Here is a 13,839-nt window from a genome sequence, read left to right as displayed (position 1 = left end):
CAAGCACAACCGCCCGCCACAGGGGAGGGCGCGGCCATGATCGGCATGGACAGGCGCAACGGCCAGCCCCTGGGCGGCCTGGCGCACCTGAAACAATCCATCGAGGATATCCTCGGCACGCCCCTGGGCAGCCGGCGCATGCGCCCGGAGTACGGCAGCCAGCTGCGGCGCATGGTCGACCTGCCGCTCAGCGAAGGCTGGAAAAGCGCGGTGCAGGCCGAGGTCGCCCGTTCCCTCGGGCGCTGGGAGCCGCGCATCCGCCTGCAATCGGTGAAGGTCAGCGCGGTGCTCGATGGCCGCGTCAGCCTGCTGTTGAGCGGGCTCTACCAGGGTGACGGTTTCCAGCTGGAGGTGCAGGCATGAGCATCATCGACCTGTCGCAGCTGCCGCCGCCGGACGTGGTGGAGAGCCTGGACTTCGAGAGCCTCTACCAGGAGCTGCTGGAAGCCTTCCGCGCGGCCATGGGCGAAGGCTGGGACGCCGCGCTGGAGTCCGACCCGGTGGTCAAGCTGCTGGAGCTGGCGGCCTACCGCGAGCTGCTGCTGCGCGCCCGCATCAACGACGCCGCGCGGGCAGTGATGCTCGCCTACGCCACGGGCAGCGACCTCGAGCAACTGGCCGCCGGCTACAACGTGGCGCGCCTGGTGATCCAGCCCGCCGATCCGTCGGCGGTGCCGCCGCTGGAGGCTGTGCTGGAGAGCGACGACTCGCTGCGCAACCGCACCCAGCTGGCCTTCGACCAACTCTCGGTGGCCGGGCCGCGGAATGCCTACGTGGCCTTCGCGCTGGGCGCCGACGGGCGCATCGCCGATGTCTCGGCGATCAGCCCCGCGCCCTGCGAGGCGCTGATCAGCGTGCTGTCCCGCGAAGGCGATGGCAGTGCTGCCGAGGACATCCTCGAAGCGGTGCGCCTGGCGCTGTCCGACGAGGACGTACGGCCGGTGGGCGACCGCGTCACCGTGCAGTCGGCGAGCATCGTCGACTACCGGGTGGAGGCGGTGCTCTACATCTACCCGGGGCCCGAGGCCGAGCTGATCCGCCAGGCGGCGGAAGCCTCGCTGCAAGGCTACATCGCCACCCAGCGCCGGCTCGGCCGCGACATCCGCCGCTCGGCGCTGTTCGCCGCGCTGCACGTGGAGGGCGTACAGCGCGTGGAGCTGGCGCAACCGGCCGCCGACGTGGTGCTGGACGCCACCCGGGCCGCCTATTGCACCGGCTACGCCATCAGCGTGGGAGGCTCCGATGAGTAGCCGGCTGCTGCCCAGCAACGCCTCGCCGCTGGAACGGGCGCTGGCCGACGTGCAGGTGAGCGATCTGCCGATCCCGCTGCGCGAGCTGATGGACCCACAGCGCTGCCCGCTGGCGCTGCTGCCCTACCTGGCCTGGGCCTGGTCGGTGGACCGCTGGGACCCGGACTGGGCCGAGCCGGTGAAGCGCAAGGCTATTGCCGCGGCGTTCCGCATCCACCAGCACAAGGGCACCATCGCCGCGTTGCGCCGGGTGATCGAGCCGCTGGGCTACCTGATCGAAGTGATCGAGTGGTGGCAGGGCACGCCCATGGGCGCGCCGGGCACCTTTCGCCTGCGCATCGGCGTGCTCGACAGCGGCATCAGCGAAGCCATGTACCAGGAGGTGGAGCGCCTGATCGACGACGCGAAGCCGCTGACCCGCCACCTCATCGGGCTGGACATCAGCCTGGAAACCCAGGGGCCGGTCTACATCGGCTCCGGCCAATACGACGGCGACATCACCACCGTCTACCCCTATCTCCCGGACGTCATCGAGACCCGCGGCGGCTACGGCCTGCCCGGCCGGGAACACACCATCGACCAACTGAGCGTCTACCCATGGCCGTGACCTACTACGCACTCCTGACCACCATCGGTGCCGGCAAGCTGGCGAATGCCACCGCGCTGGGCACCACCCTGAAAATCACCCAGCTGGCCGTCGGCGACGGCGGCGGCAGCGTCCCGACCCCGGACGCTAGCCGCACCGCGCTGGTCAACGAAGTCCGCCGCGCGCCGCTGAACCAACTGAGCGTCGACCCGGCCAACGCCGCGCAGATCATCGCCGAACAGGTCATCCCCGAGGACGTCGGCGGCTGGTGGATCCGCGAGATGGGCCTGTACGACGAGGCCGGCGCACTGATCGCCTACGCCAACTGCGCGCCGTCCTACAAGCCGCAACTGGCCGAAGGCAGCGGCCGCACCCAGACCGTGCGCATGGTGCTGATCGTCAGCAACACCGCTTCAGTGGAGCTGAAGATCGATCCGAGCGTGGTGCTGGCTACCCGCGAGTACGTGGATAGCGCCATCGTCAGCGCGATGAACAAGCTGGACCAGAAGCAGTCGGTGCGTGCGGCGACCACCGCGAACATCACCCTGAGCGGCTTGCAGACGCTGGATGGCGTGGCGCTGGCTGCTGGCGACCGGGTGCTGGTGAAGAACCAGACCAACGCGCCGGACAACGGCATCTACCTGGTAGCCAGCGGCGCCTGGAAGCGTGCGGGCGATGCGGATGCAAGCGCCGAGGTAACGCCGAACCTGACTGTTGCGGTGGAGGAGGGCAGTACCCAGGCGGACAGTATCTGGCAGCTCACCACCAATGCCCCGATCGTGCTGGGGACCACTGCGCTGGTGTTCCAGAACATCACTACCGGGCTGGCGCCGTTGGCTTCGCCGGTGTTTACCGGGAATCCGACTGTACCGACTCCAGCTCTATTCGATAGTGACACTTCAGTAGCGACTACAGAGTTTGTTCAGCGGGCACTCGGTAATCACTCCGCATTTTACGACTTCACCACCTCGGTGACACTCTCACCTGAGTACGCAGGGTCAATTGTTCAATTTATTTTATCTTCGGCGGCAACTGTTACATTACCGAGAGATCTGCCTAAGGGTTCGGTGATCAGAGTAATTAATGCATTCAGTAGTCAAGGAGTTTTGACTGTTAATGTGCCAGGTGGGGTTGGCTCGACAAATGCCATTGGTGGCCAAAAAACAGTGAGTATGGCCAATGGGACCGAGATGGAGTTTGTCAGCTATAGTCCGGATACTGGCTCTTATCAGGCAATCGGTGGTAGCGGCGCTGGTTTATTGGGGGTAAACGGTTATCAAAAGCTTCCGAGTGGTCTGATTATCCAATGGGGTACATTCCCGGTTGGATACGGTGCCGCACTGACGCCAGCTACGTCGGGCGTACCTACCAGAAATAGCTTCCCGATCGCGTTTCCGAACGCATGCCTTTCGGTTTCGCTCACGCATGCAGGTGGCCTTCCGCTAGTCATCACCGCGAAAATAATAAGCAAAACTCAGTTTGATGCGTTTTCGAATTATGTAGGAACTGGAGCTTCTGCGTACATGATTGCCGTGGGCTATTAGGCTGATTTCGAGCTGCCTCTTCTAAGAGCGGTTATTTCAACTCCCGGAAAGTCTTCGCGCTCTCATAGTTAGGCATTTTGGGATCTCAGCAGAAACCAACAACAGCCCACCGCACCCGCGGCCCGGGCCAACCAAGCAACCGCCTACCGGCGGTTTTTTTATGTCTGGAGAAAACCCTATGAGCTTCTTTCACGGCGTTACCGTGACCAACGTCGACGTCGGCGCGCGCACCATCGCGCTGCCGTCGTCCTCGATCATCGGCCTGGTGGATACCTTCACCCCGGGCACTCCGGCGACCGCCGAGCCCGACGTGCCGGTGCTGCTGACCAGCCTGCGCGAGGCGGCCGCCGCCTTCGGCACCGGCTCGGCAATCTACAAGGCCTGCAGCGCCATCTTCACCCAGGCCTCCGCCGTGGTCGTCGCGGTCGGTGTGGCCGAGGTCGAGGACCCGGCGCAGCAGACCTCGGCGATCATCGGCAGCGTCACCGAGTCCGGCCAGCGCACCGGCCTGCAGGCGCTGCTCGACGGCAAGTCGCGCTTCAACGCCCAGCCGCGCCTGCTGGTGGCGCCGAAGCATTCCGCCACCGAGGCCGTGGCCACCGCCATGGACGCCCTGGCCGGCAAGCTGCGCGCCATCGCCATCGTCGACGGGCCGAACAGCACCGACGAGGCGGCCATCGCCTATGCCGGCGAGTTCGGCAGCAAGCGCGTGTACCTGGTCGACCCCGGCGTGCAGTACTGGGACACCGAGGCCAGCGCGACCGCCGACGCCCCGGCCTCGGCCTACGCCGCCGGGCTGTTCGCCTGGACCGACGCCGAGTATGGCTTCTGGTCCTCGCCGTCGAACAAGGTGTTCACCGGCATCACCGGCACCACCCGCCCGGTGGAGTTCCTCGATGGCGACGCGACCTGCCGCGCCAACCTGCTGAACAACGCCAACGTCACCACCATCATCCGCGACGACGGCTACCGCCTGTGGGGCAACCGCACCCTGTCCAGCGACCCGAAGTGGGCCTTCGTGACCCGCGTGCGCACCCTCGACATGGTGATGGACGCCATCCTCGCCGGGCACAACTGGGCGGTCGACCGCGGCATCACCAAGACCTACGTCAAGGACGTCACCGAGGGCCTGCGCGCCTTCATGCGCGACCTGAAGAACCAGGGCGCGGTGATCGACTTCGAGGTCTACGCCGACGCGGAGCTCAACACCGCCAGCCAGCTGGCCCAGGGCAAGGTGTACTGGAACATCCGCTTCACCGACGTGCCGCCCGCCGAAAACCCCAACTTCCGCGTGGAAGTCACCGACCAGTGGCTCACCGAAGTCCTCGACGCCTAAGGAGCAACACCCATGATTCCGCAAACCCTGAGCAACACCAACCTGTTCGTCGACGGCGTCAGCTTCGCCGGTGACGTGCCGTCGCTGACCCTGCCCAAGCTGAGCATCAAGACCCAGGACTACCAGGCCGGCGGCATGGACGCGCCCATCGCCCTGGACATGGGCCTGGAGAAGATGGAGGCGAAGTTCTCCACCAACGGTGCCCGGCGCGAGGCGCTGAACTTCTTCGGCCTGGCCGACCAGAGCGGCTTCAACGGCGTGTTCCGCGGCTCCTTCAAGGGCCAGAAGGGCGACGCCGTACCGGTGATCGCGACCCTGCGCGGCATGCTCCAGGAAGTCGACCCGGGCGACTGGAAGGTCGGCGAGCTGGCCGAGTTCAAGTTCAACGTGGTGGTCAGCTACTACAAGCTGGAGGTCGACGGCCGCGAGGTCTTCGAGATCGACCCGCTGAACTCGGTGCGCCGCGTCAACGGCGTCGACCAGCTGGCCGCCCTGCGCGGCCACCTCGGCCTGTGAGGTGCGCGCCATGACCCAAGCACAACCGGCCTGGCTCAGCCTGGGCGCCGACGCCGCCACCGTGCGCCTGTCGCGCCCGGCGCAATGCAACGGCGTCAGCGTCGACAGCCTGACCCTGCGCGCCCCTACGGTGCGCGACATCCGCCTGGCCACCCGCGTCGGCGGCGATGCGGAGGAGCGCGAGCTGCAACTGTTCGCCTCCCTCGCCCAGGTCAGCGCCCAGGACCTGGAGGGGCTCAAGCTCAGCGACTACCAGCGGCTGCAGAACGCCTACTTTCGCCTGGTGCGCGAAGACGGCGACGAGTCCGGCGCGGATGCGTGAGCTGGCGCGGCGCCTGGCCCGCGAACTGGGCTTCGGCGCCGCCGACCTCGACGGTATGAGCCAGGGCGAACTGCTCTGGTGGCTGGGCGAGGACGCTGCCTGAGGGCGCGGGAGCGGCGTGCATGCGCCGCTCCCGCCTTTGATGGATGGAATGAGCGATGAGCGAAAAACAGAAGATCAGCATCGTGCTCGGCGGAGTGCTCGACGCCAGTTTCGGGGCGGTCGTGGCGGACGCCAAGGCGCGTGTGGAAGCGCTCCGGCGCGGCAGCGAGCGTGCCTTCGACCTCCAGGGCCTGGTCGGTGAAACCCGCGACCTGCAGGCGGAATACCTGCGCCTGCAGCGCGTCGGCGACGCCCAGGCGGGCACGACCCTGCGGGCACTGGAAGGCAACCTGGCGCTGCTCAAGCGGCACGGCCTGGAGGTGGGCAACCTGTCGAAGCTGTATGAGCGCCTGGGCCGCAGCGTGCGTGGCAGCGAACTCAGGGCCCGGGGCTGGGAGCAGTTGGAGAGCGCCGGCCGCCGCTTCGGCGAGCTGGGCAGGTTCGGCAGCGCCATGGGCGTGCCCATCGGTATCGCCGCGGATTACCAGGAACGCATCCGCGCCCTGGCGATCCGTGGCGGTATCGCCGGCACCGCGCAGGAACGGCAACTGTCGCAACGGGTGCAGGAAAGCGCGCAAGGCAGCGGGATGAGCCGGGACGACAGCGCGAGCCTGCTCGCTGCGCTGATGGACAGCGGCATGCGGCAGCAGGATGCCCAGGCGCTCCTGCCGTTGGCGGCGAAATTCGCCCGCAGCCAGGGCGCCGGGCTCGCCGACACCGCGGCGCTGCTGCGCAGCCTGCAGGTGAAGGCCGGGCTCGATACTCCCGCCGAGCTGGCGAAGACGCTGGACTCCCTGGCCTTCCTCGGCCAGCAGGGCGAGTTCGAGACGGCGGACCTGGCGCGCCATCTGCCGGAACTGTTGTCCAGGGCGCGCCCGCGAAAGGGACAGGGCAGCGAGGCCGTCGTCCGCCTGGGGGCCATGCTGGAACTGCAGATGCGCAAGAGCGGTTCGCCCGAAGAGGCAGCCGAAAGGGTGGGCAAAGGGCTCAAGGGCCTGCTGCCGGCCACGGGCGGCGGGGAGGAGTTGCGGCGCCTGCAAGCGCAGGCCCTGAAGGCCAGCGGAGTGGTCGACAGCCTTCTTCTCCAGCGCAATGACACGACCTCGGCCCGCATCGGTGCGGCGCGGGCATCCGGCGAGACGCTGTTGGGAGCCGTCGGCGATGCGCTCGTGCCCTATGTGGACCCTGCGCTGGAGGTGGGCTCCGAGGGTTTCCGCCGCGCGACGCAACTGGTCAACGAGAACCCCGGCGTGGTGGCCTCGGCGGTGGGGCTGTTCGGTGCCTACAAGGGTGGCCGGGCGCTGTTCGATGCGGGGCGCGGCGCCGTGAACCTGGCGCGGGGCGGCCTGCTCGGCGCGAGAGCCGGGAAGCTGCCGGAGATTGCGTTGCGCACAGGCAACACAGTGAGTGGAGTGCCCGCCGTGCTCGACGCGGCCGGCAAGGGCGGCGCGCAACTGGCCCGCGGCGGTCGCCTGCTGCTGCGCGGTGCCGTACCGCTGAGTGCCGGGCTGGCCGTGCTGGGTGCAGTGGATACCTACGCCAGCGACGGCTCTGTCCAGCAGAAGGGCGAAGGCTATGGCGGTGCCGCCGGCGCCCTGGTGGGAACCGCGCTGGGTGCTGCCGTGGGCTCGATAGTCCCGGTGGTGGGCACGGCCATCGGCGGTGCGCTCGGCGGCCTGCTGGGCGAGAAGCTCGGTGGCTGGGGCGGCGGCAGGCTCGGTGCCTGGTTGGGCAAGGAGAGTGCAGCGGCGAAGGCCGAGGCCGCCAGTGCGCCCGAAGCGAAGCTGCCTCCCGCCGCGCCAGCGATACCGCCGGTGCAGAACTGGCACTTCTCCCCGCAGATCACCCTGAACGTCGGCGGCGGTCTGTTCGAGCCGCGCCTGCTGGCCGAACAGCTGCTGCCGCAACTGCGCCGGCTGCTCGACGAATTCAACAGCCGCCAGCGCAACGACAGCCTGTTCGACCTGCCGAGGCTCTGAACGGCGACCTGACGAATGAGGAGCCAGCATGGCTTACATGGAGCAACTACAGGCCGGCCTGCGGTCCATCGGCCAGGCCATAGAGGCCGGCCGCCGCGAGCTGAAGGGCACGGTCGATCCACTGGACCAGGCCATCGGCGAGCTGCAGGACGCCAGCGGCCAGCTGGAGAAACTGCTGGGCCTGCCGCCCGGCGTGTCGGCGCAACTGCAGCGCGTGATGCGCGGCATCGACCAGGCCAATGCGCGGCTGGACAAGGTGGTGGCCGTCTATTCGAAGGCCGAGCGCGCCGTGCAGCGGGTGGACGAGCGCCTGGACGCGCTGGGCCGGCAGGCGGCGCGGGCCGGTCAGGCGATCAACCGCATCGCCGGGGCGATCAGCCCGAAGCTGGCCAACATCATCCCCAGCGAGCTGCTGGCGCCGCTGACCACGCCGGCGGCGGAAGCGGTCAAGCCGCAGCCCCACCTGCTGGTGATGCGGCCGCTGGCGCCGAACGCCACGCCTTTCTACTTCAACCTGTCCACCGCGGCCTTCGACAAGCTGGTGCGCGACACCCAGTACAGCTGGGTGCCCCAGGCGCGCCTGGACCGGCGCCCGGCCCTGCAGTCGCCGGGGCAGGGCGCGGAGACGCTGAGCCTCAGCGGCACCATCGCCACCCAGCTGGGGGCCGGCGTCGGCCAGTTGCAGAAGCTGCGCGACATCGCCGCGCGCCGCGAGCCGCTGAGCCTGAGCAGCTGGTCCGGCCAGCTGCTGGGCAACTGGTGCATCACCCGCATCGGCGAGAACCAATCCAGCCTGCTGAGCGACGGCGTGCCGCGCAGCCAGGCCTTCACCCTGGAGTTCACCCGCTATGGCGACGATCTGTAGAACGGCGGACGGCGACTGCCTGGACAGCCTCTGCCAGTACCACTACGGGCACCTGCTGGGCAGCGTGGAAGCCGTCCTCGAAGCCAACCCCGGGCTGGCCGACGAGCCCCAGCCGCTGCGCGCCGGGCTGCTGATCCGCCTGCCCGAGCTGCCGCCCCCCAGCGATCCCCGGGTACGCCTGTGGGACTGACCCCCGACCCCGCTCCGGCGGGGTCTTTCATTTCCGGAGGCCCGAAGTGCGCCCGACCTTCCGTCTGCTCGCCAACGGCAGCGACATCACCCACCTGCTCAGCGACCGCCTGCTCAGCCTGGTCCTGACCGACAAGCCGGGCCTGGAGTCCGACACCTTCGAGCTGGTCCTCGACGACCGCGACGGCGCCATTGCCTTGCCCGCGCGCGGCGCCTGGCTGGACCTGTTCCTCGGCTACGCCGGGGAGGAACTGGCGCCCATGGGCCGCTATCGGGTGGATGCGCTCCGCTTCGACGGGCCGCCCCGCCGGCTGACCCTGAGCGGCCGCGCCGGCGACATGCACGGCGAGGGCAAGAGCACCCGCTGCGCCGCCTGGGAGAACGCCAGCCTGGCGCGGATCGTCTTCGACCTGGCCGCGCGCAACCACTGGAGCGCGCGCTGCCCGGTGCAGGTGAACGTCGCCCGCGCGGAGCAGTTGAACGAATCGGACTTCAATTTCATCACCCGCCTGGCCCGCCAGCACGACTGCACCGCCAAGCTGGCCGACGGCCTGTTGCTGGTGCTGCCGCGCCAGGCCGGGGAAAGCGCCTCCGGGCGCGCCATCGCGCCGCTGGAGCTGATGCCGGGCGATGTCGGCTCCTTCGACCTGCGCCTCGACGACCGTACCGTCTACCGTCGGGTGAAGACCTGCTACCAGGACCCGGCCAGCGGCGCCATGCGCCAGGTGGCGCTGGAAAACCCGAAGGCGCCGGAGGGCGTCAGCGCCGAGTTCGTCGACCGCCATCCCTACCCGGACCGCGGCGCCGCCGAGCAGGCGGCCAGGGCGCGGCTGGCCGACTTCAACCGCGGCAGCGCCTTCGTGCGCCTGCAGATGCCCGGGCGCAGCGACCTGTTCGCCGAGCGCAGCGTGCGGCTGAGCGGCTTCAAGGACGGCCTGGACGGCGAGTTCCTCACCGACTCGGTGGAACAGCGCCTGGATGCCAGCGGCTGGAGCACCACCATCACCTGCAACGGTGGCGCCCAGGGCAAGGCCGATGCCGCGGGTGGCAAGGGGCGCAGCTGAAGGAGGGCAGCATGGAGATCACCGACCAACAACTGCTGCAGCTGTTTCCCCGGGCCGGCCAGGTCCTGCCCTGGCTGGCGCCGGCGATGCGTGCCCACGGGGTTGACCGAGCGCCGCGCGCCGCCGCTTTCCTCGCCCAGGTCGGCCACGAGAGCGCCGGGCTGACGCGCCTGGTGGAAAACCTCGCCTACAGCGCCCAGGGCCTGGCGGACACCTGGCCGCGGCGCTTCCGCAACGCCACCGGCAAGCCCACCGCGCTGGCTTGCCGACTGGCCTACCAGCCCCAGGCCATCGCCAACTGCGCCTACGCCGGGCGCAACGGCAATGGCGACGAGGCCTCCGGCGATGGCTGGCGCTACCGCGGCCGTGGCCTGCTGCAGATCACCGGCCGGGCCAACTATCGGCGCGTCGGCATGGCGCTCGGCCAGGCCTTCGAGGCCCAGCCGGAAACGCTCGCCGAACCGCACTGGGCCTGCGAATCGGCGGCCTGGTGGTGGGCGGACGCGGGCCTGAACGAACTGGCCGACGCCGGGCGCTTCGAGGACATCACCCGGCGCATCAACGGCGGCCTCAATGGTCTGGCCGAGCGCCAGAAACTGTGGCGACGGGCACAGGAGGTGCTGGGATGAGCCTGTACCGGAAGCTCGCCGTCGTCCTGCTCCTGATCGGCCTCGGCGTTGCCGTGGGCGCCTGGCTCGCGGCCCGGCACCTGCGTCCGCAACTGGACGCCGCCCGCGTCGAGAGCGCGCTCTGTGCCCAGGGCCGCAGCACGTTGCACGCCCAATTGACCGAGCAGAACCGCCGCCTGGATGAACTGGCGCTCGCCGCGCGGAAGCGCGAGATCGACGCCGCCCAGGCGCTGCGGGCGGCCCAGGTGCAGGCGGATGCCCACGAGGCGGCCGCCCAGCGCCTGCTGGCGGGGCACAGCGACGGCGAGGACTGCGCCGCTGCGCGCCAGCTCATCGACCAGGAGCTGGCGCCATGAAAGTTCTTCTCCTCGTGGGCCTGCCGCTGCTCGCTGCCTGCACCGCAGCGGCGCCCACCCAACCGGCCGCGCTCGAAGTGCGGGTGCCGGTCGCCATTCCCTGCCGGGCGCCGGCCGTCCCAATGCCGGTGTTCGCCACTTCCCTCCTGCATCCTTCCGACTCGCTGCAGACCAAGGTCCGCGCACTGCTCGCCGAGCGCCAGCAGCACCTGGGCTACGAGGCCCGCCTGCGCGCCGCGCTGGAAGCCTGCCGCTAGCCGCCCGCCGGCTCCCGGCGCCGCGCGGGCCCGTGCGGCTTGCGTTGCCGGGCGGCCATCGGCTACTGTTCGGCAATCATCTGGCGAGATCGCTACCGTGATTCACCGCAACAGCATCCTCATCTCCCTCCTCAAGGCATTCGCCCGCTGGCGCTGGCGCGCCTGATTCCTTCTTTCCCGGCCCTCGCGCCGGTCCCTTCCCCGCGTTCGTCCCCCCATCCGCTGGCATAATGGCCAGGTCCTGCCCAGGCCGCCCCGGGTGCGCCGGCGACGCGAACCGAAAGCAGTGCAATCATTGAGGTCCGAGCAGACATGCTGCTGATGATCGATAACTACGACTCCTTCACCTACAACCTGGTGCAGTACTTCGCCGAGTTGAAGGCCGACATCCACGTCATTCGCAACGACGAGCTGAGCGTCGACGAGATCGCCGCGCTGAACCCCGAGCGCATCGTGCTCTCCCCCGGGCCCTGCACCCCCAACGAGGCGGGTGTGTCGCTGGAGGTGATCCGGCGTTTCTCCGGCAAGCTGCCGCTGCTGGGCGTGTGCCTGGGGCACCAGTCCATCGGCCAGGCCTTCGGCGGCGACGTGGTGCGCGCGCGCCAGGTCATGCACGGCAAGACCAGCCCGGTGTTCCACACCGACCAGGGCGTGTTCGCCGGCCTGAACAACCCGTTGACGCAGACGCGCTACCACTCCCTGGTGGTCAAGCGCGAAACCCTGCCCGAGTGCCTGGAGATCACCGCCTGGACCGCCCATGACGATGGCTCCGTGGACGAGATCATGGGCCTGCGCCACAAGACGCTGAACGTCGAGGGTGTGCAGTTCCACCCCGAGTCCATACTTTCCGAGCAGGGCCACGAGATGCTGGCCAACTTCCTCAAGCAGCAGGGCGGGGTGCGCGCATGAACATCAGGGAAGCCCTCGACCGCGTGGTCAACCAGCTCGACCTTTCCACCGAGGAAATGCAGGCGGTCATGCGCGAGATCATGACCGGCCAGTGCACCGACGCGCAGATCGGCGCCTTCCTCATGGGCATGCGCATGAAGAGCGAGACCATCGACGAGATCGTCGGCGCGGTCTCGGTGATGCGCGAGCTGGCCGACGGCGTGAAGCTGCAGAGCCTGGACCGCGTGGTCGACGTGGTCGGCACCGGCGGCGACGGCGCCAACATCTTCAACGTGTCCTCGGCCTCGGCCTTCGTGGTCGCCGCCGCCGGGGGCAAGGTGGCCAAGCACGGCAACCGCGCCGTGTCCGGCAAGAGCGGCAGCGCCGACCTGCTGGAAGCCGCCGGCATCTACCTGGACCTGAAGTCCGAGCAGGTGGCCCGCTGCATCGAGAGCGTCGGCGTGGGTTTCATGTTCGCCCAGGTCCACCACAAGGCCATGCGCTACGCCGCGGGCCCGCGGCGTGAGCTGGGCCTGCGCACCCTGTTCAACATGCTCGGCCCGCTGACCAACCCGGCGGGCGTCCGCCACCAGGTGGTCGGCGTGTTCAACCAGGCGCTGTGCCGGCCGCTGGCCGAGGTGCTCAAGCGCCTGGGCAGCGAGCACGTGCTGGTGGTGCATTCGCGCGATGGCCTGGACGAGTTCAGCCTGGCCGCCGCCACCCACGTCGCCGAACTCAAGGACGGCGAGGTGCGCGAGTACGAAGTGAAGCCGGAAGACTTCGGCATCCGCAGCCAGACGCTGATCGGCCTCACCGTCGACAGCCCGCAGCAGTCCCTGGAGCTGATCCGCGACGCCCTCGGCCGGCGCAGGACCGAGGCCGGGCAGAAGGCCGCCGAGCTGATCGTGCTCAACGCCGGCGCCGCGCTCTACGCCGCCGACCTCGCCAGCACGCTGCACGAGGGCATGCACCTGGCCCACGATGCCCTGCACACCGGCCTGGCCCGGGAAAAAATGGACGAACTGGCCGCCTTTACCGCCGTTTACCGAGAGGAGAATGCACAGTGACTGTGCCCACGGTTCTGCAGAAGATTCTGGCCCGCAAGGCCGAGGAAGTCGCCGAGCGCCGCGCGCACGTCTCCTTCGCCGAGCTGGAGCAGCGCGCCCGCGCCGCCGACGCGCCGCGCGGCTTCGCCGCGGCGCTGCTGGCGCAGGCCCAGCGCAAGCAGCCGGCGGTGATCGCCGAGGTGAAGAAGGCCTCGCCGAGCAAGGGCATCCTGCGCGAGAACTTCTCGCCCGCGGACATCGCCCGCAGCTACCAGGAAGGCGGGGCTACCTGCCTCTCGGTGCTGACCGACATCGACTACTTCATGGGCAGCGACGCCTACCTGCAGGAAGCCCGCGCCGCCTGCGCGCTGCCGGTGATCCGCAAGGATTTCATGATCGACCCCTACCAGGTGGTCGAGGCCCGCGCCATCGGCGCCGACTGCATCCTGCTGATCGTCTCCGCGCTGGACGACGCGCGCATGGCCGAACTGGCCGCGGTGGCCAAGGAACAGAAGCTCGACGTACTGGTCGAGGTGCACGACGGCGATGAGCTGGAGCGTGCGCTGAAGACCCTGGACACCCCGCTGATCGGCATCAACAACCGCAACCTGCACACCTTCGAGGTGAGCCTGGACACCACCCTCGACCTGCTGCCGGAGATTCCGCGCGATCGCCTGGTGGTGACCGAGAGCGGCATCCTCAACCGTGCCGACATCGAGCTGATGGAGGTCAACGAGGTGTATGCGTTCCTGGTCGGCGAGGCGTTCATGCGTGCCGATGATCCGGGTGTCGAGCTCAAGCGGCTGTTCTTCCCCGAGCGCCGTAGTGCTGTGCTGGGTGCCGATCCGGATTGAGTTTGTAGGGAGGCGCAATCAGGAAGGCTGGCATTGTTGTAGAGGGGTCAGCAAAG

The 13,839-nt window shown here is 68.8% G+C and carries 17 protein-coding genes; all 17 read left to right on the top strand.

Annotation, left to right across the window (positions count from 1 at the left end):
* Positions 1-36 precede the first annotated feature (36 nt).
* The 17 genes from FG99_RS09995 (at position 37) to trpC (ending at position 13,783) form a co-directional block, all read left to right on the top strand.
* The gene (locus FG99_RS09995; protein ID WP_043269256.1) at positions 37-363 is read left to right on the top strand and encodes a GPW/gp25 family protein; all 327 of its coding nucleotides are present in this window, start codon (positions 37-39) and stop codon (positions 361-363) included.
* Positions 360-1,250 (top strand): baseplate assembly protein, encoded by an 891-nt coding sequence (locus FG99_RS09990; RefSeq protein ID WP_043269254.1) that lies wholly within the window; start codon positions 360-362, stop codon positions 1,248-1,250. The genes FG99_RS09995 and FG99_RS09990 overlap by 4 nt, the downstream gene beginning before the upstream one ends.
* Positions 1,243-1,857 carry a phage tail protein I gene (locus tag FG99_RS09985; protein WP_043269252.1) on the top strand — a complete coding sequence of 205 codons (615 nt, stop codon included), beginning with the start codon at positions 1,243-1,245 and terminating at the stop codon, positions 1,855-1,857. The genes FG99_RS09990 and FG99_RS09985 overlap by 8 nt, the downstream gene beginning before the upstream one ends.
* Entirely contained in the window at positions 1,848-3,380 is a 1,533-nt protein-coding gene (locus FG99_RS09980) for a phage tail protein (RefSeq protein ID WP_051878754.1), read from the top strand. Before FG99_RS09985 ends, FG99_RS09980 begins: the two co-directional genes overlap by 10 nt.
* 178 nt (positions 3,381-3,558) lie before the next feature.
* Complete coding sequence (locus tag FG99_RS09975) at positions 3,559-4,716, top strand: phage tail sheath subtilisin-like domain-containing protein (protein ID WP_043269249.1); 1,158 nt, start codon at positions 3,559-3,561, stop codon at positions 4,714-4,716.
* Positions 4,717-4,728: 12 nt separating this feature from the next.
* Entirely contained in the window at positions 4,729-5,232 is a 504-nt protein-coding gene (locus FG99_RS09970) for a phage major tail tube protein (protein WP_043269248.1), read from the top strand.
* A 10-nt stretch (positions 5,233-5,242) separates the two neighbouring features.
* The gene (locus tag FG99_RS09965) at positions 5,243-5,554 is read left to right on the top strand and encodes a phage tail assembly protein (protein WP_043269246.1); all 312 of its coding nucleotides are present in this window, start codon (positions 5,243-5,245) and stop codon (positions 5,552-5,554) included.
* A 158-nt stretch (positions 5,555-5,712) separates the two neighbouring features.
* Complete coding sequence (locus FG99_RS09960) at positions 5,713-7,635, top strand: phage tail tape measure protein (protein ID WP_043269244.1); 1,923 nt, start codon at positions 5,713-5,715, stop codon at positions 7,633-7,635.
* 28 nt (positions 7,636-7,663) lie between these two features.
* Entirely contained in the window at positions 7,664-8,500 is an 837-nt protein-coding gene (locus FG99_RS09955) for a phage tail protein (protein WP_043269242.1), read from the top strand.
* Positions 8,484-8,690, top strand: coding sequence for a tail protein X (locus FG99_RS09950; protein WP_009615647.1), 207 nt, complete (start codon positions 8,484-8,486; stop codon positions 8,688-8,690). Before FG99_RS09955 ends, FG99_RS09950 begins: the two co-directional genes overlap by 17 nt.
* Positions 8,691-8,736: 46 nt before the next feature.
* Positions 8,737-9,753, top strand: a complete 1,017-nt coding sequence (locus tag FG99_RS09945) for a phage late control D family protein (protein ID WP_043269240.1) — start codon at positions 8,737-8,739, stop codon at positions 9,751-9,753.
* Positions 9,754-9,764: 11 nt separating this feature from the next.
* Positions 9,765-10,382 carry a glycoside hydrolase family 19 protein gene (locus FG99_RS09940; RefSeq protein ID WP_043269238.1) on the top strand — a complete coding sequence of 206 codons (618 nt, stop codon included), beginning with the start codon at positions 9,765-9,767 and terminating at the stop codon, positions 10,380-10,382.
* Positions 10,379-10,738: a hypothetical protein gene (locus FG99_RS09935; protein WP_009615650.1), complete on the top strand. Its 360-nt coding sequence runs from the start codon at positions 10,379-10,381 to the stop codon at positions 10,736-10,738. The genes FG99_RS09940 and FG99_RS09935 overlap by 4 nt, the downstream gene beginning before the upstream one ends.
* Positions 10,735-10,995, top strand: a complete 261-nt coding sequence (locus FG99_RS09930; RefSeq protein ID WP_043269236.1) for a hypothetical protein — start codon at positions 10,735-10,737, stop codon at positions 10,993-10,995. Before FG99_RS09935 ends, FG99_RS09930 begins: the two co-directional genes overlap by 4 nt.
* Positions 10,996-11,307: 312 nt before the next feature.
* Entirely contained in the window at positions 11,308-11,904 is a 597-nt protein-coding gene (locus FG99_RS09925) for an aminodeoxychorismate/anthranilate synthase component II (RefSeq protein WP_009615655.1), read from the top strand.
* A complete protein-coding gene (trpD, locus tag FG99_RS09920; RefSeq protein ID WP_043269234.1) occupies positions 11,901-12,950 on the top strand; it encodes an anthranilate phosphoribosyltransferase in 1,050 nt (349 codons plus the stop codon). Before FG99_RS09925 ends, trpD begins: the two co-directional genes overlap by 4 nt.
* Positions 12,947-13,783, top strand: coding sequence for an indole-3-glycerol phosphate synthase TrpC (gene trpC / locus FG99_RS09915; RefSeq protein ID WP_043269232.1), 837 nt, complete (start codon positions 12,947-12,949; stop codon positions 13,781-13,783). Before trpD ends, trpC begins: the two co-directional genes overlap by 4 nt.
* Positions 13,784-13,839: the final 56 nt, after the last annotated feature.

The sequence above is a fragment of the Pseudomonas sp. AAC genome (assembly GCF_000725445.1).
GTDB lineage: Bacteria > Pseudomonadota > Gammaproteobacteria > Pseudomonadales > Pseudomonadaceae > Pseudomonas > Pseudomonas citronellolis.
This window is presented reverse-complemented; position numbering and strand designations above follow the sequence as displayed.